This window comes from Pseudomonas sp. KH_024_B2 (assembly GCF_057839965.1).
This window is the reverse complement of the sequence record NZ_CM174502.1, coordinates 1,815,669-1,835,526: the sequence shown is the minus strand read 5'-3', so window position 1 is coordinate 1,835,526 and position 19,858 is coordinate 1,815,669. Positions and strand designations below refer to the sequence as shown.

At 58.2% G+C, this 19,858-nt stretch carries 17 protein-coding genes; 8 read left to right on the top strand and 9 right to left on the bottom strand.

Annotated features, from left to right (window positions below; translation table 11 throughout):
* Positions 1-9 precede the first annotated feature (9 nt).
* On the top strand, positions 10-3,171 hold the full coding sequence (locus AC3I0A_RS08695) for a transporter substrate-binding domain-containing protein (protein WP_489377278.1): 3,162 nt from the start codon (positions 10-12) through the stop codon (positions 3,169-3,171).
* Here AC3I0A_RS08695 and AC3I0A_RS08690 read toward each other — a convergent pair.
* Together AC3I0A_RS08690 and AC3I0A_RS08685 are read right to left on the bottom strand one after the other, a co-directional pair.
* Positions 3,143-3,625 (bottom strand): GAF domain-containing protein, encoded by a 483-nt coding sequence (locus AC3I0A_RS08690; RefSeq protein ID WP_489377277.1) that lies wholly within the window; start codon positions 3,623-3,625, stop codon positions 3,143-3,145. The two genes, AC3I0A_RS08695 and AC3I0A_RS08690, sit on opposite strands and share 29 nt — an antisense overlap.
* Complete coding sequence (locus AC3I0A_RS08685; RefSeq protein WP_489377276.1) at positions 3,622-4,512, bottom strand: ATP-binding protein; 891 nt, start codon at positions 4,510-4,512, stop codon at positions 3,622-3,624. Before AC3I0A_RS08685 ends, AC3I0A_RS08690 begins: the two co-directional genes overlap by 4 nt.
* Positions 4,513-4,658: 146 nt before the next feature.
* Here AC3I0A_RS08685 and AC3I0A_RS08680 point away from each other — a divergent pair, with 146 nt between their 5' ends.
* Positions 4,659-6,992 (top strand): response regulator, encoded by a 2,334-nt coding sequence (locus tag AC3I0A_RS08680; protein ID WP_489378456.1) that lies wholly within the window; start codon positions 4,659-4,661, stop codon positions 6,990-6,992.
* Here AC3I0A_RS08680 and AC3I0A_RS08675 read toward each other — a convergent pair.
* The 3 genes from AC3I0A_RS08675 to msrB all read right to left on the bottom strand — a co-directional run bounded on the left by AC3I0A_RS08675 (position 6,976) and on the right by msrB (position 8,594).
* The gene (locus tag AC3I0A_RS08675; protein ID WP_489377275.1) at positions 6,976-7,437 is read right to left on the bottom strand and encodes a MarR family winged helix-turn-helix transcriptional regulator; all 462 of its coding nucleotides are present in this window, start codon (positions 7,435-7,437) and stop codon (positions 6,976-6,978) included. The genes AC3I0A_RS08680 and AC3I0A_RS08675 overlap by 17 nt on opposite strands.
* Positions 7,434-7,919 carry a glutathione peroxidase gene (locus tag AC3I0A_RS08670; protein ID WP_489377274.1) on the bottom strand — a complete coding sequence of 162 codons (486 nt, stop codon included), beginning with the start codon at positions 7,917-7,919 and terminating at the stop codon, positions 7,434-7,436. Before AC3I0A_RS08670 ends, AC3I0A_RS08675 begins: the two co-directional genes overlap by 4 nt.
* A gap of 279 nt (positions 7,920-8,198) precedes the next feature.
* Positions 8,199-8,594: a peptide-methionine (R)-S-oxide reductase MsrB gene (gene msrB / locus AC3I0A_RS08665; RefSeq protein WP_489377272.1), complete on the bottom strand. Its 396-nt coding sequence runs from the start codon at positions 8,592-8,594 to the stop codon at positions 8,199-8,201.
* A gap of 223 nt (positions 8,595-8,817) precedes the next feature.
* Here msrB and AC3I0A_RS08660 point away from each other — a divergent pair, with 223 nt between their 5' ends.
* Both AC3I0A_RS08660 and htpX read left to right on the top strand, forming a co-directional pair.
* The gene (locus AC3I0A_RS08660; RefSeq protein WP_489377271.1) at positions 8,818-10,029 is read left to right on the top strand and encodes a pyridoxal phosphate-dependent aminotransferase; all 1,212 of its coding nucleotides are present in this window, start codon (positions 8,818-8,820) and stop codon (positions 10,027-10,029) included.
* Between the two features lie 309 nt (positions 10,030-10,338).
* On the top strand, positions 10,339-11,226 hold the full coding sequence (htpX, locus tag AC3I0A_RS08655; protein WP_489377269.1) for a protease HtpX: 888 nt from the start codon (positions 10,339-10,341) through the stop codon (positions 11,224-11,226).
* 77 nt (positions 11,227-11,303) lie between these two features.
* On the opposite strand, the gene AC3I0A_RS08650 is transcribed toward htpX, so the two are convergent.
* Positions 11,304-11,960, bottom strand: a complete 657-nt coding sequence (locus tag AC3I0A_RS08650) for a thiopurine S-methyltransferase (RefSeq protein ID WP_489377268.1) — start codon at positions 11,958-11,960, stop codon at positions 11,304-11,306.
* Positions 11,961-12,062: 102 nt separating this feature from the next.
* Between AC3I0A_RS08650 and AC3I0A_RS08645 the strand changes: the two genes are divergently transcribed.
* The gene (locus AC3I0A_RS08645) at positions 12,063-12,830 is read left to right on the top strand and encodes a DODA-type extradiol aromatic ring-opening family dioxygenase (protein WP_489377267.1); all 768 of its coding nucleotides are present in this window, start codon (positions 12,063-12,065) and stop codon (positions 12,828-12,830) included.
* A gap of 204 nt (positions 12,831-13,034) precedes the next feature.
* Here the strand turns inward: AC3I0A_RS08645 and AC3I0A_RS08640 are convergent, their stop codons facing one another.
* Positions 13,035-14,708 (bottom strand): DEAD/DEAH box helicase, encoded by a 1,674-nt coding sequence (locus tag AC3I0A_RS08640; RefSeq protein ID WP_489377266.1) that lies wholly within the window; start codon positions 14,706-14,708, stop codon positions 13,035-13,037.
* Between the two features lie 53 nt (positions 14,709-14,761).
* Between AC3I0A_RS08640 and AC3I0A_RS08635 the strand changes: the two genes are divergently transcribed.
* Together AC3I0A_RS08635 and AC3I0A_RS08630 are read left to right on the top strand one after the other, a co-directional pair.
* Entirely contained in the window at positions 14,762-15,055 is a 294-nt protein-coding gene (locus AC3I0A_RS08635; protein ID WP_489377265.1) for a hypothetical protein, read from the top strand.
* A gap of 71 nt (positions 15,056-15,126) precedes the next feature.
* Positions 15,127-15,918 carry a crotonase/enoyl-CoA hydratase family protein gene (locus AC3I0A_RS08630; RefSeq protein ID WP_489377264.1) on the top strand — a complete coding sequence of 264 codons (792 nt, stop codon included), beginning with the start codon at positions 15,127-15,129 and terminating at the stop codon, positions 15,916-15,918.
* Between the two features lie 147 nt (positions 15,919-16,065).
* Here AC3I0A_RS08630 and AC3I0A_RS08625 read toward each other — a convergent pair whose 3' ends face one another.
* The gene (locus AC3I0A_RS08625; protein WP_489377263.1) at positions 16,066-16,821 is read right to left on the bottom strand and encodes a spermidine synthase; all 756 of its coding nucleotides are present in this window, start codon (positions 16,819-16,821) and stop codon (positions 16,066-16,068) included.
* A gap of 161 nt (positions 16,822-16,982) precedes the next feature.
* On the opposite strand from AC3I0A_RS08625, the gene AC3I0A_RS08620 reads away from it, so the two are divergent.
* Positions 16,983-18,329 carry a class II 3-deoxy-7-phosphoheptulonate synthase gene (locus AC3I0A_RS08620; protein ID WP_489377262.1) on the top strand — a complete coding sequence of 449 codons (1,347 nt, stop codon included), beginning with the start codon at positions 16,983-16,985 and terminating at the stop codon, positions 18,327-18,329.
* Between the two features lie 131 nt (positions 18,330-18,460).
* Here the strand turns inward: AC3I0A_RS08620 and AC3I0A_RS08615 are convergent, their stop codons facing one another.
* Positions 18,461-19,690 carry a winged helix-turn-helix domain-containing protein gene (locus AC3I0A_RS08615; protein ID WP_489377261.1) on the bottom strand — a complete coding sequence of 410 codons (1,230 nt, stop codon included), beginning with the start codon at positions 19,688-19,690 and terminating at the stop codon, positions 18,461-18,463.
* Positions 19,691-19,858: the final 168 nt, after the last annotated feature.

The window sequence follows — 19,858 nt, the reverse complement described above, 5'->3', positions numbered from 1 at the left end:
ACAGACCACATGGAAGTCCAACTGGACAGAACACAGCTGCAATGGGCCCACAACAAGCGCGAACTGGTTCTGGGTACTTCCGCTCCGGATTACCCCCCCTTCGATTTGACCATCAGTGGTCATGACTATGAGGGACTCACCGCCGATTATGCCGGCATCCTCGCCAAAACCCTGGCCCTTCCCGTCAGGGTGCAACGCTTCGCCTCAAGAGAAAGTGCCATAGAGGCTCTCGAGCAGGGAGACATCGACCTGCTCGGCACCGCCAACGGCTTTGAAGCGGGTAATCCAAACCTCTTGCTTTCAGCCCCCTATGCCGTGGACCAGCCGGTCCTGGTGACTCGGGAAAGAGAAAGCCGGTCACTGACCGATGGCCTCGCGAACATGCGCCTGAGCATGGTGTATCACTACTTGCCAATGGACGAAGTAGAGAAGCTATATCCCAAGGCCATCATTACCACCTACCCCTCGTACCAGAATGCGATCAATGCCGTTGCCTTCGATCAGGCAGATGTTTTCCTCGGCGACACCATTTCGACTCACTACATGATCAACAAGGGATACCTGAAAAACATTCAGATGGCCAACTTCGGCAAACACGAGGCCAATGGTTTCAGCTTTGCGGTACGCAAAGACGATCAGGTCCTGCTCGGTATCATCAACACTACGCTCAAGGCCATACCCACCGGCGAACGAGAAAATATCGCCAAACGCTGGAGCGCCGCAAGCGCAATTCTTCTCACCGATCACAAGCTGCAACTGACGGCTCGAGAGGAGCGCTGGTTGACACAGCATCCCGTTGTTCGCGTCGTAGTGAACGAGACCTTCGCCCCACTGACCTTCTTCGACTCCGATAACAACTTGCGCGGCATCACCGCGGAGCTGCTTGAACTGATCAGGCTTCGCACCGGTTTGCGTTTCGAGGTTCAACGCAGCCGTAGTGTCAGCGAAATGATCAGCCAGATCGAAGAGAACAAAGCCGACATCATTGCCGCCATCCTGCCCAGCAATGAACGAGAGACCACACTCGATTTCAGTCGCCCCTACCTGGAAAACTCATTTGTGCTGCTGACGCAAAAGGGTTCCGCAAGCTTGGGGAGTCTTGAGCAACTTCAAGGCAAACGCCTGGCGATCACTCAAGGTAACCCTTTGGTGGACTTTCTGCGCCGTGACTATCCGCTCATCCGTTTAGTCGAGACCAGTGACACTTTCAGAGCTGCGCAGTTACTCGCCCAAGGCGAGGTCGAAGGTGCTGTGAACTCACTGGTGATCGCCAACTATTTCATCTCATCGCCGGTGTTCGAGGACAAACTCCAGATCAGTACCACTATCGGAACCCAGCAAGCAGCCTTCTCATTGGCGACAGCACGAAGTGCAACGGAACTGAGTTCTATCATCGACAAGGCGCTTTTGAGTATCGCGCCGGACGAACTGGGAATCATCAACAGTCGCTGGCGTGGTTATACGGCGGCGCCAGACAGTTATTGGCGCAACTATCACCGCCTGATTTACCAGATTGTCATCGGTATCGGTCTGCTGTTGCTGATTTCCCTGGCGTGGAATGCCTATATGCGCAGGCAAATCAAACAGCGGCAAATGGCCGAGCGCGTGCTCAAAGAATTGTTCGATGAGCTAAGGTCGGCCAAAGAACAAGCCGATGCCGCAAACCGTGCAAAAAGTACATTCCTGGCCACCATGAGTCATGAAATCCGTACGCCGATGAATGCGGTGATCGGCATGCTCGAATTAACCTTGAAACGTGCCGACCAGGGTCATCTTGATCGCCCGGCCATTGAAGTGGCGTACAACTCGGCAAAGGATCTACTGGAGCTGATCGGCGATATTCTCGATATCGCCCGCATAGAGTCAGGCCGTTTGAGCCTTGCTCCCGAGCGGGTCAACTTGAGCGACATCGTCGAGTCGGTGGTTCGGGTCTTTGACGGGCTGGCCCGGCAGAAAAGCCTCAGTCTGCTCCTGGAGTTCAATTCAGATGTGCAGGATCGCGATGTACTGATCGATCCGCTGCGCTTCAAGCAGATACTGACCAACCTGGTCAGCAACGCGATCAAGTTTACCGAGCACGGCCAGGTCAGGATCCGGGTCCGTCTACACCCCACCGAAGAGCCGCAACAGATTCAAATGGAGTTGCAGGTTCAGGACACCGGAATCGGTATTAGCCAGGATGACCAACAACGCCTGTTCGAGCCCTTTGCTCAGGCCGACAGCCCCGGTCATCTGGCCAGGAGTGGAGCAGGTCTGGGTCTGGTCATCAGCCGCAGCCTGTGCGAAATGATGGGCGGACATTTGAGTTTGACCAGCCAGAGCGGAGTGGGTACTCAAATTCATGTCTCATTGAAAATGACCAGCCTGCCGCCCAAACGGGTCATGGATGAAGTCACTCCTGCTGTTCCTGCCGCTTGTACCGTATTGAACGTTCTGGTGGTCGACGATCACCCGGCAAACCGTTTGCTCATGTGCCAGCAACTTGGATTCCTTGGTCATCACTATACGGTCGCTCATCAAGGCGCCGCGGGCTTACGGGCTTGGGAAGACGGGCATTTCGATCTGGTGATCGCAGACTGCAACATGCCCGTCATGAATGGCTATGAACTGACCCGGGCCATTCGTCAGAGCGAACAACAGCGGCAGTTGCCCCCTTGCACGATCCTGGGGTTCACCGCCAACGCTCAACAGGAGGAAAAAAATCGCTGCAAGGAAGTCGGGATGAACGATTGCCTGTTCAAACCGATCAGCCTTACCGCATTGAATCAACGACTGGCGCAGCTCAAGCCATTACCCTCCAGCAGCGCCTTCAATCTGGATGGCTTGCACTTGTTGACCGGGGGGGATCCGCAACTTGTTCAACGCTTGCTCGAGGAACTCCTGAGCAGCACCCGTCAGGACCGACAAGAACTGCTCGCTTTGCCCCAAGAGGGGGAGCAGCAAGCCCTGATCGATATTGCGCACAAGATCAAGGGCGCTGCCCGAATGGTACAAGCCTTGGCGCTGAGCAATCATTGCCAAGCACTTGAGCAATCCTGTATCGAAGGCGCCGACATAGCGAACATCAATGCCTGCAGGAAAGCCATCGAGCACTCCATGCTTGAGCTGGAACGAGCTCTGCGCGAACAGCACACCGTGCTGATCAGCAGTCGCTCAAACGCAGGAAAATAGCCGCCAACTGCTCGATGCCCGTCTGGTCCTGTTCGGTAAAACGCGCCAGCTTCGGGCTGTCCAGGTCCAGCACGCCAATCAACCGACCGTCTTTGACCAGCGGCACCACCAGTTCGCTGTTCGACGCACTGTCACACGCGATATGTCCAGCAAACGCATGTACATCCTCGACCCGCTGGGTTTGCAAAGTCGCCGCGGCGGCCCCGCAGACACCGCGACCGAACGGGATTCGCACGCAAGCAATCTGGCCCTGAAACGGTCCGAGTACCAATTGCTCATTGCGATTGAGGTAAAACCCGGCCCAGTTCAGGTCATCCAGCTGGTTGAACAGGAAGGCCGAGAACTGTGCGGCGTTGGCGATGAAGTCACGCTCATCCGCCAGCAATGACTCCAGCTGCGCACGCAACAGTGCATAACCATCGAGGCCCGCGCCGCTTTTCTGCAAATCGATCATGCTTTTTGCTCCAACAACTGCAGCCCTACCCAGTACCGCGCAAATTGATACGCGCAACGTCCATTACGATTGCCCCGTCCGGTTGCCCAGCGGACTGCCAGAATCTCAAGTTCTTCAGTGCGCTGCCATTCAAGACCGGCTTTACCCGCCAGCTCGCCGATCCAATGCTCGACCACATTGAGAAAGTGTTCCTGGGTGAAAGGATAAAACGACAACCACAATCCAAAACGGTCCGACAGGGCAATCTTGTCTTCCACCGCCTCGTTGGGATGGAGTTCACCATCGACCATTTTCCAGTTCTCGTTGTCGCTCTGCTTCTCCGGGACCAGATGTCGACGGTTGGAAGTCGCGTACAACAGCACATTGTCCGGAGCCTGTTCGAGCGAGCCGTCGAGCACGCTCTTGAGGACGCGATAATCGCCCTCGCCCGCCTCGAACGACAAATCATCACAAAACAAAACGAATCGCTGCGGCAACTGTTGTAATTGCTCCACCACTCGTGGCAAATCAGCCAGGTGATCGCGCTCGATCTCGATCAACCGTAACCCGGACTTGGCGTACTCCGCCAGCAAGGCCCGAATCAGCGAGGATTTACCCGTCCCACGCGAACCCCAGAGCAATGCATGGTTAGCCGGCATGTCGTCGAGGAACTGCCGGGTATTGCGCCCCAACTGCTCACACTGTTTATCTACCCCGATCAGATCGGACAAACGCATGTCCAGACTGACCTTGAGCGGCAACAGAAAACCACTGCGCCCTTCGCGCTGCCAACGGGCGGCCAGGCATTGAGTCCAGTCGATGGTTTGGCGTGGCGCGGGCAACAAAGGCTCCAAACGAGCAAGAATTGCATCGGCGCGCTCAAGAAAAGCATTCAATCGGGAATCCACGACTTCTCCTCAGGCACGTTCACAGTAATGATGGTACCCAGACAAACAAATAGCTGGATGGCAGACTGATGTCAGATCCTGACGATAATCACCGCCGATCAGCTATGCTTGATCACCGAAGGGAAACGGAATTGGTTCAGCATCCCATGGATATCCAGTTCACCAACCGCCTGTCTTACAAACAAGCCAAGCTCACTGTGCTGGTCGGTTTCATTCTCGGGACCTTGCTCAGCCTGGTGCAAATAGGCATCGATTATGCCAGCGAAGACGCCTCGATCAACCGGGAAATACTCTCTCTTCTTGAGATCAGCCATAACCCGGCCTCGCGGATCGCCTATAACATCGATGCCGAACTCGCCCAGGAACTGACTCTCGGCCTGCTGCGCTCCCCCGCGATCATCGGTGCGCGACTGATCGATAACAACAATGCGACCCTTGCCAGCGTAAAACGCCCTGATCCGCAAAGCGACTATCGGGAGATCAGCCGGGTGATCAGCGACTTTCTCTTCGGCGCCGATCGGCAGTTCGAAGACCGGCTCTATCTCGATCAGATGCCCAATGAGTTCCTGGGCACCTTGCACCTGGAAGTCGATACCTACGCATTCGGCGGCCGTTTCCTGCGCCGGGCTGAAGTGACACTGCTCAACGGCTTCGTCCGCAGTCTGATATTGACCGGAATTCTGCTGGCACTGTTCTACGTCATGCTGACCAAACCCCTGGTTCGGGTTATCCGCGAACTCAGCGGCAGCGACCCTCGCAGTGCCAACCAGACGCAACTGGATTTTCCCCAGGGTCATGAACACGATGAGATCGGCGTACTGGTCAAAGTCGCCAACCAGCAATTCGAAAACATGGCCACCGAGATTCAACAGCGGCGCAATGCCGAGAACCGTCTGACCGATTATCTCGGGCAACTGGAGAACATCGTCTCCGCGCGCACCGCCGAACTGAAAGCGATCAACAACCGGCTGAGCCAGTCCAACGAAGAACTCGAAGTCGCCCGCGGCACGGCACTCGATATGGCGGAGGCGCGCTCGGTGTTCCTGGCCAACATGAGTCATGAAATCCGCACCCCGCTCAATGGTCTGTTGGGGATGATCGCCCTTTCTCTGGACGGCCCGATGAATCCCGAACAACAACAGCAGCTGTCGATCGCCCACGACTCTGGCAAGGTATTGGTGGAGTTGCTCAACGATATTCTCGACCTGTCGAAGTTCGATGCCGGTCAACTGGAGCTTGAACGCATCCCCTTCGACCTTGGCGTGCTGGTCGAGGACACCGCCAACCTGCTGTCGCAGAACGCCGCGCCAAGTGTTGAACTGGCCTGCCTGATTGACCCGCACTTTCCGGCATTGGTGCTGGGTGACCCGACACGGGTCCGACAGATCGTCAGCAACCTCTTGTCCAATGCCCTGAAGTTCACCCGTTTCGGCCGTGTCGATGTACGCCTGAGCACTCATGAAGACGGTGTCAGAATCGAGGTCTGCGATACCGGCATCGGCATCGCACAAGACGCCCAGGTCAAAATCTTCCAACCCTTCACCCAGGCAGGAGCCGGTATTACCCGGCAGTTCGGCGGCACAGGTCTGGGTCTCGCCCTGACCTACAACCTCTGCGAGGCCATGCAGGGTCGACTGACCATTAGTTCGGAGCCGGGGTTCGGCAGCCAGTTCTGCGCCGACTTGCCATTACCTTGCCATACCCCCGCAATCGCTCCAACGCCACTGCCAGGGAACATCCTCGCGGTCACCGCCGCCGGCAGTGGCCTGGCCGAACTGTTGAACAGTTTGCTGCCGGGCTGGGGACTGGACTATCAACGACGCAGCATCGACGACTCGCTGATCGGGCTACAACCTGACCTATTGATCACCGACTGCCCGGAATGCCTGTTCGGGATACGTCCTGCCATCCAGGCACCGATTCTGATGGTGAGCGCCTACGGCAGTTTCATGCCCGCCGAACAAGCCAATGCCCTGGCGCCCTTGCAGCAACAGGCTCGACCACTGGCACGCAACGCGCTGTATCAAACCCTGCGACGGGCCTTGCAGGCGCAAACCACCACCATCAACGAGGCGCAGATTGAAACCCTGTCACCCCAGCGGCGAGCACGCATCCTGTTGGTGGAAGACAACCCGGTCAATCAACTTGTGGCAAGGGGAATGCTCAGCAAGCTTGGCTGCGAAGTGACCGTGGCAGCGCATGGGGCCGAGGCCCTTGACGCGCTCGAACACAGCAGTTTCGAACTGGTGTTGATGGACTGCAACATGCCGGTCATGGACGGTTATGAAGCCAGTCGGCAGATCCGCCGCAGTGGTCGCTGGCCTGACCTGCCGATCGTCGCACTGACCGCCAACGCCATGCCCGAGGAGCGAGAGCGCTGCCGCGCAGCCGGGATGAGCGACTATCTGGCCAAACCGTTCCGGCGTGAAGAACTGGCGGCCCTGCTCGACCTTTGGGTGGTCACTACGACAGCGCTTTGATCTGCCCCAATAGTTGGTCCAGGCCGCTACGCAGTTCACTCAAGCGATCCAGATCGACACCGCTGTCGCACAGCAGACGCGCCTTGAGCGGCACGACCTGTTCGCGCAGCGCAGATCCGGCTCCGGACAGGCTCAAGTGCACCTCACGCTCATCCCGCGCCGAGCGCCGACGCTGCACAAACGCCATCTGCTCGAGGCGTTTGAGCAACGGGGTGAGCGTCCCGGAGTCCAGAGCCAACCGCTCGCCAAGGGCCTTGACCGTCGGTTGCTCGGGCGGCGAATCCTGCCATTCCCACAACACCAGCATCGCCAAATACTGCGGGTAGGTCAGCCCCAACCGGTCGAGCATCGGCTTGTAGGCGCGAATGACTGCCCGGGAAGCGGCGTACAGCTTGAAGCACAGCTGGCTGTCGAGCTTGAGCGAATCGGCTGACAGCTCATTCATTTCAGCAACGCTTCAATCTCGCTCGTCAGGTCCTGCGGCTTGGTCGCCGGAGCAAAACGTTTGACGACCTTGCCATCCTGACCGATCAGAAACTTGGTGAAGTTCCACTTGATGCCTTGAGACCCGAGCAGGCCAGGCGCGCGTTTCTTCAACTGCACGAACAACGGATGAGCGTCGTTGCCATTGACGTCGATCTTCTTGAATAGCGGAAAGCTGACACCAAAATTCAACTCGCAAAACTCGGAAATGGCCCCTTCATTGCCTGGCTCTTGTTTGCCGAACTGGTTACACGGGAAGCCGAGCACCACCAGCCCCTGGTCCTTGTAACTCTGCCAAAGCTCCTCCAGCCCCTTGTACTGCGGCGTGAAACCGCACTTGCTCGCCGTGTTGACCACCAGAACGGCTTTGCCGGCAAAGTCAGCCAGGGTCTTCTGCTCACCTTTGATGGTGGTGCACGGGATATTCAGCAGGTTGTCGGTCATGGCGCAGGCTCCTGAAACGGAAATGAAAGACAAACATAGCGAGCAATTGAATCGTGTGCAATTTAATTAATGGCACAAAGAACGAACACAAGTCTCAACACAGCGAAGATCAAATGTGGGAGCGAGCTTGCTCGCGAAGACGGAATAACATTCAGCATCAATGTCGACTGACCCACCGCCATCGCGAGCAAGCTCGCTCCCACACTGGATCTGCTGCGTTTTATAGACCGTACTCTTTAACTGACTGGCATTGGGCACACACAGTGGCCGCAGGCCTTGTCAGCCCCTAGGCACCAAATCCAGGCACACCGAGTTGATGCAGTAGCGCAGCCCGGTCGGTGGCGGACCATCAGGGAACACATGCCCCAAATGCGCATCACATTTGGCGCAGACCACTTCGGTCCGAACCATGCCGTGGCTCACGTCGCGAATCTCGACCATCGCGCTTTCGCCGATGGGTTCGTAGAAGCTTGGCCAACCGCAGCCGGAATCAAATTTGGCTGTGGAGTCGAACAATGACTCATTGCAGCAAATGCAGTGATAAACACCGTCGGTTTTGGTGCCGTTGTACTTGCCCGAGAACGGTCGTTCGGTGCCTTTGAGGCGACAAACGTTGTACTGCTCCGGGTCGAGCATGTCGCGCCATTCATCCAGGGTTTTTTCCAACTTTTCCATAGTCTTGCCTCTGCAACTGAAAAAGCCTGATCTGTATCTTTTCCACGGATCAGACGGCACGTATGATTGCGCCTCGTTAAACGCCAGTCTGGCAGCCGTGTAACGCGCATTCAAACGGATTTTCACGCTGCGACGCCGGTTACAGGCCTGTGTGAGAACGCAGGATTCCCAGTACGGTAGTTCATACACCGCCTGGATCGTTCATTTTCAGGAACACATCGCCATGCAGGTCAGCAAATCGAACAAGCTCGCCAACGTCTGTTATGACATTCGCGGCCCAGTGCTCAAGCACGCCAAACGCCTGGAAGAGGAAGGCCATCGCATCCTCAAGCTGAACATCGGCAACCCGGCACCCTTTGGTTTCGAAGCGCCGGACGAAATCCTCCAGGACGTCATCCGCAACCTGCCCACCGCGCAAGGCTACAGCGACTCCAAGGGCCTGTTCAGCGCCCGCAAGGCCGTCATGCAGTACTACCAGCAAAAACAGGTAGAAGGCGTCGGCATTGAAGACATCTACCTGGGCAACGGTGTTTCCGAGCTGATCGTGATGTCGATGCAGGCCCTGCTCAACAACGGCGACGAAGTGCTGATCCCGGCACCCGACTACCCGCTGTGGACCGCGGCCGTGACCCTGGCCGGTGGCAATCCGGTGCATTACCTGTGCGATGAGCAAGCCAACTGGTGGCCGGATCTGGCCGACATCAAGGCCAGGATCACCCCGAACACCAAGGCCATGGTAATCATCAACCCGAACAACCCGACCGGTGCGGTGTACTCCAAAGAAGTCCTGTTGGGCATGCTTGAACTGGCCCGCCAGCACAACCTGGTGGTGTTCTCCGACGAAATCTACGACAAGATTCTTTACGACGATGCCGTGCATATTTGCACCGCTTCGCTGGCCCCGGACCTGCTCTGCCTGACCTTCAACGGTCTGTCCAAGTCCTACCGTGTGGCGGGCTTCCGCTCTGGCTGGGTCGCCATTTCCGGCCCTAAACACAATGCCCAGAGCTATATCGAAGGCATCGACATGCTGGCCAACATGCGCCTGTGCGCCAACGTCCCCAGCCAGCACGCGATCCAGACCGCCCTCGGCGGCTATCAGAGCATCAACGACCTGGTCTTGCCGGCCGGGCGCCTGCTGGAACAGCGCAACCGTACCTGGGAACTGCTCAACGACATTCCCGGCGTCACCTGCGTCAAGCCGATGGGCGCATTGTACGCCTTCCCGCGGATCGACCCGAAAATCTGTCCGATCCACAACGATGAAAAATTCGTTCTCGATCTGCTGCTCTCGGAAAAGCTGCTGGTGGTCCAGGGCACCGCGTTCAACTGGCCATGGCCGGACCACTTCCGCGTGGTGACCCTGCCGCGGGTGGATGATCTGGAGCAGGCCATTGGCCGGATTGGCAACTTTCTGAAATCCTATCGCCAGTAAGCGCTGTTACGCCGTGGGATTTTTTGCAAAGTCCCACGGCGATTTGTTCAGCAACGATTTCCCGTAAAACACCTTGTCTTCTGCGCCCCGCTGCTTCCGTAATCTGCCACCCCGCCCAACAGCGACGGGCACCGCAGCGCTGAAAAGTTGTCAAACATCTACCTGATCAACGTCAGAAAAACCCTACAAGCGTCTAAAATCCGTCTGTAAGACACAGTTTGAAATAGTCACCCGGTTGAATAGCCCGGCGGCGCACCTTATATACCCCGCAGTAGGCTACATATTTAGCATGAGGAGATATCTACAACCATGATGCGCATCTTGCTGTTTTTGGCCACTAACCTGGCGGTCGTGCTGATTGCCAGCATCACCCTGAGCCTTTTCGGCTTCAACGGGTTCATGGCGGCCAACGGGGTTGACCTCAACCTCAATCAGCTGCTGGTTTTCTGTGCGGTCTTTGGTTTCGCAGGGTCCCTGTTCTCGCTGTTCATCTCCAAGTGGATGGCGAAGATGAGCACCAGCACCCAGATTATCAGCCAGCCGCGCACTCGCCATGAACAATGGCTGCTGCAAACCGTCGAGCAACTGTCTCGGGAAGCCGGGATCAAGATGCCCGAAGTCGGGATTTTCCCGGCCTACGAGGCGAACGCCTTTGCCACCGGCTGGAACAAGAACGACGCACTGGTCGCTGTCAGCCAGGGTCTGCTCGAGCGTTTTTCACCGGATGAAGTGAAGGCCGTACTGGCCCACGAAATCGGCCACGTGGCCAATGGCGACATGGTGACACTGGCCCTGATACAAGGCGTGGTGAACACCTTCGTGATGTTTTTCGCGCGAATCATCGGCAACTTCGTCGACAAGGTGATTTTCAAGAACGAAGAAGGCCAGGGCATCGCCTACTACGTGGCGACCATCTTTGCCGAACTGGTACTGGGCATCCTCGCCAGCGCGATCGTCATGTGGTTCTCGCGCAAACGCGAATTCCGCGCAGACGAAGCCGGCGCCAGCCTGGCCGGCACCAGCGCCATGATCGGCGCCCTGCAGCGCCTGCGTTCGGAGCAAGGTCTGCCGGTGCACATGCCGGACACCTTGAATGCGTTCGGCATCAACGGCGGTCTCAAACAGGGTCTGGCTCGCATGTTCATGAGCCACCCACCGCTGGAAGAGCGCATCGACGCACTGCGTCGTCGCGGCTGATAGCTTCATTGAAGTACCCAAAAGGGCGACGAAAGTCGCCCTTTTGCGTTGGCAGAAATCAGCGTCTACAACGCGGATCAGTTCTTTAGCAGACGATAGACCCGCTCATCCAGGCGTGTGACACCGCTCTGGAGGAATTTCCAGCTCTCACCGAGGACATCCCGCTCTTCCTCGACTCGAAGCTGCCAGTGATCACCCAGCAGGCTTCTTGCTTGCGCATCAGCCACCGCAAAGGGCGGCCCGGCCATCTGCATCTGGTCGTAGTCCAGAGTGATCAGCAACCCCGCACAACCCGACGGCAAGATCCGGGTCAGATGTGCAGCGTACTGCTCGCGCATTTCCGGCGGCAAGGCAATCAACGCCGCCCGGTCATACACCGCCATGCAATCAGCCACATCCTTAGCGCTCAAGGCAAAGAAGTCACCGCACCACACTTCTATCGAGCCCACCTGATAGACCGCGAAAGCACCCTGCTGACTGATCTTTGGCTCAAGTTGCTGTTCGCTGAAAAAGTCCACCACGGCCTTTTCCGACAACTCGACGCCCAGCACCTGATGGCCACAACTGGCGAGCCACACAAGGTCCAGACTTTTCCCACACAACGGCACCAGCACCCGCGAGCCTTGCGCCAACCCCAACGTGGGCCACAACCGCGGCAGGTAGGGGTTTACCTCCGCTTGATGAAAGCCGATCTGATTGCTCTCCCAACGCTTGTGCCAAAAGTCCGCCTGCATAAATCACCCTGAAAATTCGATCAAAAAGCACTAAAACTTATATTAGATTTAGATCAATGATCTGATTGAAGATGAGGTCATCTTAACGCTCAGGAACCTCTTATGCTCCCTAGCCTGTTTATCTCCCATGGTTCGCCAATGCTTGCACTGGAACCCGGCGCCAGCGGCCCTGCCCTGGCGCGTCTGGCTGCCGAACTGCCCAGACCCAAAGCCATCGTGCTGGTTTCAGCCCACTGGGAAAGCCAGGAATTGCTAGTCAGCGGCAACCCCCAGCCGGAAACCTGGCATGACTTCGGCGGCTTTCCAGCGCAATTGTTTGCCGTTCAGTATCCGGCGCCCGGTCAGCCAGAACTGGCAGCGCAGGTCGTCGACCTGTTGAAAACCGACGGCCTGAACGCTCGCATCGACGCCAAGCGTCCGTTCGATCATGGGGTTTGGGTTCCACTGTCGCTGATGTACCCACAAGCCGATATCCCGGTGGTGCAAATCTCGCTTCCAAGCCGTCAGGGCCCTGCCCTGCAAACCCGGGTCGGTCATGCCTTGGCCAGTCTGCGCGAACAAGGAGTACTACTGATCGGCTCCGGCAGCATTACCCATAACCTGCGCGAACTGGATTGGCACGCTGGCCCGGAAAGCGTAGAGCCCTGGGCCAAGGCTTTTCGTGACTGGGTAATCGACAAACTCGAAGCTGACGACGAAGCCGCCCTGCATGACTATCGCCAGCAAGCGCCCTATGCCGTGCGCAGCCATCCCAGCGACGAGCATTTGCTGCCGTTGTATTTTGCCCGTGGTGCTGGCGGCAAATTCAGCATCGCCCATCAAGGCTTCACCATGGGTGCGCTAGGGATGGATATCTATCGGTTTGGTTGAACCCTGTGGGAGCGGGCTTGCCCGCGAAGGCGATGTGCCGGACACACCGCGTCGCACCCTTCGCAGGCAAGCCAGCTCCCACAGACCGCGCCCAACCAACCATTCCCTCCTCGCTCACCTGCCGCGCTTTGGCAAAAAACAGGCATAAAAAATCCCCGAACCAGTCGGGGATTTTTTATGTTCGATTGATCAGCTCAGCGCGGATCAGTCTTCGCGATAGCGACGCAGTTTCAGCTGCTTACCGGCAACGCGAGTGTCCTTCAGTTTGGTCAGCAGACGCTCCAGACCATCTTCCGGCAACTCGACCAGGCTGAAGCTGTCACGCACCTGGATGCGACCGATAGCTTCACGAGCCAGACCACCTTCGTTGAGGATGGCGCCCAGCAGGTTCTTGGCAGCGATACCATCACGCGCGCCCAGCGCGGTACGGCAACGAGCACGGCCTTCAGCCAATGGGACCGGAGCACGACGCTCACGATCGCCACGGTCTGGACGATCACCGGAACGCTCTGGACGATCGCCACGCGGTGCGTTGTTCGGCACCAGTGGACGTTCTTTCTCGATAGCGGCCAGGGTCAGCGCTTGAGCGTTGGTAGCCTTGCGCAGCAGAGCAGCGGCCAGGGCACGCGGGGTGCAACCGATGTCGGCGGTCAGACGATCCAGCAGATCGCCATGAGTCGATTCGGCATCAGCAACCAGCGGCGACAGGCTGTTGGTCAGTTTCTTGATGCGCGCATCGAGAACGGCTTGAGCGTCCGGCAGGCGGACTTCAGCAACCTTCTGACCGGTTACACGCTCGATCACTTGCAGCATGCGGCGCTCACGCGGAGTCACCAGCAGCAGTGCACGACCTTCGCGACCGGCACGGCCAGTACGGCCGATACGGTGAACGTAGGACTCTGGATCGTACGGCATGTCCACGTTGAATACGTGGGTGATACGCGGAACGTCCAGACCACGGGCAGCAACGTCGGTCGCCACAACGATGTCCAGACGGCCATCCTTGAGGGACTCGATCACGCGCTCACGCTGGTTCTGGGCAATGTCACCGTTCAGCGCAGCGGCTTTGTAGCCTTTGGCTTCAAGGGCACTGGCCAGATCCAGGGTCGCTTGCTTGGTGCGCACGAACATGATCAGGGCGTCGAAATCTTCCACTTCCAGCAGGCTCAATACAGCCGAGGTCTTCTGGTCAGCGTGAACCAACAGGTGAGCCTGTTCGATCGCGGTAACGGTCTGAGTCTTGGTCTGGATCTTCACGTGCTTCGGATCGCGCAGATGGCGCTCGGCGATGGCACGGATCGACTGCGGCAGAGTGGCCGAGAACAATACGGTCTGACGGGTTGCCGGCATGGCCTTGAAGATAACTTCCAGGTCGTCCATAAAGCCCAGTTTGAGCATTTCGTCCGCTTCGTCGAGAACCAGGTGGTTCACGGTAGCGAGGACTTTTTCGTCGCGACGCAGGTGGTCGCACAGACGGCCCGGAGTGGCGACAACGATCTGTGCGCCATTACGGATGGCTTTCAGTTGTGGGCCCATCGGCGCGCCGCCGTAGACAGCCACAACAGTTACACCTGGCATTTGCTTGGCGTAGGTTTCGAAAGCGGTTGCAACTTGCAGCGCCAACTCACGGGTCGGGGCCAGGATCAGAGCCTGAGGCTCACGCTTGGCAGGATCGATGCAATGCAGGATCGGCAGGGCGAACGCAGCGGTTTTACCCGTACCGGTTTGCGCCTGGCCAATCATGTCGTGGCCGGCCATGATGATCGGGATCGATTGCTGCTGAATAGCCGAAGGCTCTTCATAGCCAGTCGCGATGACGGCTGCAAGAATATTTGGGTGAAGATCAAAAGCGGCGAAGCCGCCGGTTTCCTGGGTCATGGGTCTGCCTCTAGTGCATCCGCAAAGACCCATGCTCCAAAGCTGCGCATGCCGTGTTGAGACTCAAGAGTCGCCCTGGCTGCTTTGTCGGCGGGGATTTGCGAAAACGTTTGAATGAATGGAACGTCAAGGATAGTCCGCAGAGCGAACAAGCAGCCGAAGCTGGCTTCGGGGAATTGCAGTACCTAAACGTGGCCCGGTTAAAGGCCGGCGCGCACTATACCGGAATTACTGAAAAAAGGGAGATATTTTTACAAGAAAAAACGGCTGTACGCCTCTCTGTCACGGGCTTTGCGGATAATCCTCCAAGCGTCTACTTTTCAAAGGCCCGGCCCTATTGGTTATGACGCTTAAACGGTTCATCTTTGAGGCTGAGACCGTAACGCCAAGACACCCTTTCCCGCCCCAGGATATGCCCATGAAACAGCTCAGCCCCAGCAGCGTCAGCCGTGAACAGCGTGGCCACATCCTGTTGATAGGCCTGGACCGCGTTGCCAAACGTAATGCCTTCGACCTCGATCTGCTGAATGAACTCAGCCTGGCCTACGGCGAGTTCGAACGTAACGCCGAGGCTCGGGTAGCGGTGGTGTTCGGTCACGGCGAACACTTTACCGCAGGTCTGGATCTGGAGAGTGTCGGCGCCGCCCTGGCCAAAGGCTGGCAGGCGCCGACCGGCGGTTGCGATCCGTGGGGGGTGTTCGCCGGCCCCAGGGTCAGCAAACCGGTGATTGTCGCCGTACAGGGCTATTGCATGACCGTCGGCATCGAATTGATGCTGGCCGCCGATATCAACCTGTGTGCCAGCAATACACGCTTCGCCCAGCTGGAAGTCCAGCGCGGGATTTTCCCTTTCGGTGGCGCCACCTTGCGCCTGCATCAGATCGCCGGCTGGGGCAATGCCATGCGCTGGCTGTTGACCGGCGATGAGTTCGATGCTCATGAAGCCTTGCGCCTGGGTTTGGTCCAGGAAGTGATGGCCAGCGAGGACCTTATGCCCCGCGCACTGGAGTTGGCCCAACGTATCGCCCAACAAGCACCGTTGGGCGTTCAGGCCACTTTGATGTCCGCCCGTCAGGCGCGCCTTGAAGGTGAAACCGCCGCTGCCTTGGGTTTACCGCCGCTGGTGAAGAAACTGCTGAACAGCGAAGACGCGAAGGAAGGTATGCGCGCGATGGTCGAAAAACGTCCCGGCGTATTCAAAGGCTGTTGAGATCTATGCCTGATGTGCCAGCAGTCATACCGCCATCGCGAGCAAGCTCGCTCCCACAGTGGATCTTCTTTGCGGCACACAATGTGTTCACACCGGAGATCTCTGTGGGAGCGAGCTTGCTCGCGATAGCTGTTTAACAGACAACACTTATGTCGCCGGACGGATCACCTTGATCAGCGATTGCAACGAGTACCCCAGACGCGGCGCCAGGGCTTCGGCCCGGGCGGTCAGGCCTTCCATATTCAGGGATTGATCCAGATCTGCGGGAACGATCAGGATCACGTTGCCCTCCTTCACCGGCAACTCCCAATAATGCCGGTGATAAAGACCGCGCAGCAAGGCAGCGCCCAACGGCTTGCCGTCGTCGGTGGCCCATTGGTTGATCACCAGCCAGCCACCCGGATTCAGACGCTTCTGACAGTTTTCCAGAAACCCCCAGGCCAGATGCCCGACACCCGGGCCGACGTCAGTGTAGAGGTCGACAAAGATCAGATCCGCCGACTCGGCAGTCTCGAGCAATTCCAGGGCATCGCCGACACGGATATAAAGCCGCGGGTCGTCATCCAGACCGAGGTATTCGATGGCCAGACGCGGCACATCCGGGCGCAACTCGATGGCTTCGACGTCTTCCAGCGCCAGGAACTTGAGGCAGGCCTGGGTCAGCGTGCCGGCGCCAAGACCCAGAAACAGCGCGCTGTCGGGGGCTTCGTGGCACAGCGCACCGATCAGCATGGCCCGGGTGTAGTCGTACTCCAGCCAGCTTGGGTCGGCGGTGAACACACAGCTCTGCTCGATGGCATCGCCAAATTCGAGAAAGCGGTAATCCGCCACTTCCAGCACCCGAATCATGCCGAAGTCATCGTGCACCTCGGCGAGCAGGCGCTCGACGCGCTCCTCAGTCATCTCATCTCCTAACCGCCAACGGGCTCAACCCCGGCAACGCGATAAATCCAGCCGCTCGGCGCCGAGCGGGAAAGACGCGATTGTCCGCGAACCAACGGGAACAGGTCACGCACTAATTGCTGATAACATGGTTGTCCGACCGTAAAACACTAGAGTCCGTGATGAGCCAACCCTGGAGTCCTGACAGCTGGCGCGCCCTGCCGATCCAGCAACAACCCCGTTATCCTGATGCTGCGCACTTGCTGCAGGTCGAGCAAACCCTGGCCAGTTATCCGCCGCTGGTGTTTGCCGGCGAGGCTCGGGAGTTGCGCCGTCAGTTTGCCGAGGTGACTCAGGGCCGGGCATTTCTGCTGCAAGGCGGTGATTGCGCGGAAAGCTTTGTCGAGTTCTCGGCGGCAAAAATTCGCGACACTTTTAAAGTGCTGCTGCAGATGGCGATTGTCATGACCTTCGCGGCGGGCTGCCCGGTGGTCAAGGTCGGCCGGATGGCCGGGCAATTCGCCAAGCCGCGCTCCTCCAACGATGAAACCATCAACGGCGTGACCCTGCCGGCCTACCGTGGCGACATCGTCAACGGCATCGGTTTCGACGAAAAAAGCCGCGTTCCGGATCCGGATCGCTTGTTGCAGTCCTACCATCAATCCACCGCGACCCTGAACCTGCTGCGCGCTTTTGCTCAGGGCGGTTTTGCCGACCTGCATCAAGTGCACAAATGGAACCTGGACTTCATCGCCAACTCGGCCCTGGCCGAGAAGTACAGCCACCTGGCCGATCGCATCGACGAAACCCTGGCCTTCATGCGCGCCTGCGGCATGGACAGCTCGCCGCAACTGCGCGAAACCAGCTTTTTCACGGCCCACGAAGCGCTGCTGCTGAACTACGAAGAAGCCTTCGTGCGTCGCGACAGCCTGACCAACGATTATTACGACTGTTCGGCACATATGCTCTGGATCGGCGACCGCACGCGTCAGCTCGATGGCGCCCACGTCGAGTTCCTCCGTGGCGTGAACAACCCGATCGGAGTCAAGGTCGGCCCGAGCATGAACACCGAAGAGTTGATTCGCCTGATCGACATCCTTAACCCGGACAACGATCCCGGCCGCCTCAACCTGATCGTGCGCATGGGCGCGAACAAGGTGGGCGACCATCTGCCGCAACTGATCCGCGCGGTGGAAGGCGAAGGCAAGAAAGTGCTGTGGAGTTCCGACCCGATGCACGGCAACACCATCAAGGCCAGCAGCGGCTACAAGACTCGCGACTTTGCGCAAATCCTCAATGAAGTAAAACAGTTCTTCCAGGTGCATGAAGCGGAAGGCAGCTATGCCGGCGGCATCCATATCGAGATGACCGGGCAGAATGTCACCGAATGCATCGGCGGCGCACGGCCGATTACCGAGGATGGTTTGTCGGACCGTTATCACACCCATTGCGACCCACGGATGAATGCCGATCAGTCGCTGGAACTGGCGTTTTTGATTGCCGAGACGCTTAAACAGGTTCGCCGTTGAATCAGTAAGTTTTTCGTCACCTGAAAGGTCCTCTTCGCGGGCAAGCCCGCTCCCACAATGATCGCGTCGTTCACAAGAAATGTGTTTGACGCAATACCTGTGGGAGCGGGCTTGCCCGCGAAGGGGTCTGATCAGTCAACGCAAATCTGCGCCAACGCCACCCGCAACCGCACCGCACTGGCCCTTGGGCAATTGAGCTGAATCTGCGCCAACCCCAACCAATCAGCCATCTGCCGCAGATTTCTGGCTAGCGCCAGCATCCCCTGCTCATCCAGTCCCGGCTCCTCCTCATGCACGGCATGCACTGCCAGCCGACCCTGAGCCCGCTCGGCCCGCAAATCAACCCGGGCGGCGATCCGCTCGTTGTGAAGAAACGGCAACACGTAATAGCCGTAGACCCGTTTGACTTGAGGCGTGTAGATCTCCAGCCGATAGCGAAAATCAAACAAACGTTCAGTACGGCTGCGCTCCCAGATCAGCGAATCGAACGGCGAGAGCAATGCGCTGGCCTCGACTTTGCGCGGGACTTTCGGCTCTGGCAGGCAATAGGCCGGTTGCCGCCAATCCTGCACCTCACACACCATCAACTCGCCCGCCTCGACCAACTCGGCCAGGCGCACGCGGCTATCGACAGGCGAAAGCCGGAAATAATCACGCAGGTCCTTGTCCGTACCGACACCCAGTGCGTTCGCGGCATGCACCAGCAACCCCCGCTGGGCCTCGGCTTCGCTGAGTAGCGGTTGCTGAAGAATCCTTGCGGGTATGATCCGCTCCGGTAAATCATAAAGACGCTCGAAACCACGCCGTCCCGAGACCGTCACTTCACCGGCGGCGAACAACCACTCCAGTGCGTGCTTCTCGGCGCTCCAGTCCCACCATGGGCCCGCCCGCTCTTCTCGGGTCGACAAACTGCCGGCGCCGAGCGCACCCCGCTCCTCGACCAAGGCCAATACTCGACGAATCGTCTCCTGCTGCTCCTGCCCGAAACGGGCCATTTGTTGATAAATTCCCTGCCCTTGCGTCGCCCGCTGCATCCGCCAGCGCATCAAGGGATACATCGATAGCGGCAGTAACGACGCCTCATGCCCCCAATATTCGAATAACGTCCGCCGTCGGCCCTGACTCCAGGCCGCTTGATCAAGCAAATCGGATGAATAGTTACCAAGGCGAGAGAACAGCGGAAGGTAGTGCGAACGCACCAGAGCGTTGACCGAATCGATCTGCAAGATGCCCAGACGTTCGATCAGCCGGTTGAGCTGAGCCGGCTTGACCGCCGCTGGCGGCTGGCGCTCCGAGAAGCCTTGGGCGGCCAGCGCCAGACGCCGAGCCTGCTTCAAGGAAAAGCAAAGAAGAGTAGGCATTCAACGGCTCTTGATGGTGACTCTCGCCCACCTTAGCGGCAGGTGTACAAAACGCCAATGCTACCCGGTCATGGTCTCGACGGGGCGTCCCGTCTATTACCAGATCGGCACAAATCCCCATGGCTCGGGCTTTCGCCCGGCGCCCTGGGGTAGTGACCAAAGGTTTCA

What these genes read in the sequence shown, in the direction of transcription:
- AC3I0A_RS08650 (WP_489377268.1), bottom strand. Translation starts at nt 11,960, where the DNA reads ATGCAGGCGGACTTTTGGCACAAGCGTTGGGAGAGCAATCAGATCGGC.
- AC3I0A_RS08675 (WP_489377275.1), bottom strand. Translation starts at nt 7,437, where the DNA reads ATGAATGAGCTGTCAGCCGATTCGCTCAAGCTCGACAGCCAGCTGTGC.
- AC3I0A_RS08670 (WP_489377274.1), bottom strand. Translation starts at nt 7,919, where the DNA reads ATGACCGACAACCTGCTGAATATCCCGTGCACCACCATCAAAGGTGAG.
- AC3I0A_RS08620 (WP_489377262.1), top strand. Translation starts at nt 16,983, where the DNA reads ATGAGCCAACCCTGGAGTCCTGACAGCTGGCGCGCCCTGCCGATCCAG.
- AC3I0A_RS08615 (WP_489377261.1), bottom strand. Translation starts at nt 19,690, where the DNA reads ATGCCTACTCTTCTTTGCTTTTCCTTGAAGCAGGCTCGGCGTCTGGCG.
- AC3I0A_RS08645 (WP_489377267.1), top strand. Translation starts at nt 12,063, where the DNA reads ATGCTCCCTAGCCTGTTTATCTCCCATGGTTCGCCAATGCTTGCACTG.
- AC3I0A_RS08640 (WP_489377266.1), bottom strand. Translation starts at nt 14,708, where the DNA reads ATGACCCAGGAAACCGGCGGCTTCGCCGCTTTTGATCTTCACCCAAAT.
- AC3I0A_RS08680 (WP_489378456.1), top strand. Translation starts at nt 4,659, where the DNA reads ATGGATATCCAGTTCACCAACCGCCTGTCTTACAAACAAGCCAAGCTC.
- htpX (WP_489377269.1), top strand. Translation starts at nt 10,339, where the DNA reads ATGATGCGCATCTTGCTGTTTTTGGCCACTAACCTGGCGGTCGTGCTG.
- AC3I0A_RS08660 (WP_489377271.1), top strand. Translation starts at nt 8,818, where the DNA reads ATGCAGGTCAGCAAATCGAACAAGCTCGCCAACGTCTGTTATGACATT.
- AC3I0A_RS08630 (WP_489377264.1), top strand. Translation starts at nt 15,127, where the DNA reads ATGAAACAGCTCAGCCCCAGCAGCGTCAGCCGTGAACAGCGTGGCCAC.
- msrB (WP_489377272.1), bottom strand. Translation starts at nt 8,594, where the DNA reads ATGGAAAAGTTGGAAAAAACCCTGGATGAATGGCGCGACATGCTCGAC.
- AC3I0A_RS08690 (WP_489377277.1), bottom strand. Translation starts at nt 3,625, where the DNA reads ATGATCGATTTGCAGAAAAGCGGCGCGGGCCTCGATGGTTATGCACTG.
- AC3I0A_RS08625 (WP_489377263.1), bottom strand. Translation starts at nt 16,821, where the DNA reads ATGACTGAGGAGCGCGTCGAGCGCCTGCTCGCCGAGGTGCACGATGAC.
- AC3I0A_RS08695 (WP_489377278.1), top strand. Translation starts at nt 10, where the DNA reads ATGGAAGTCCAACTGGACAGAACACAGCTGCAATGGGCCCACAACAAG.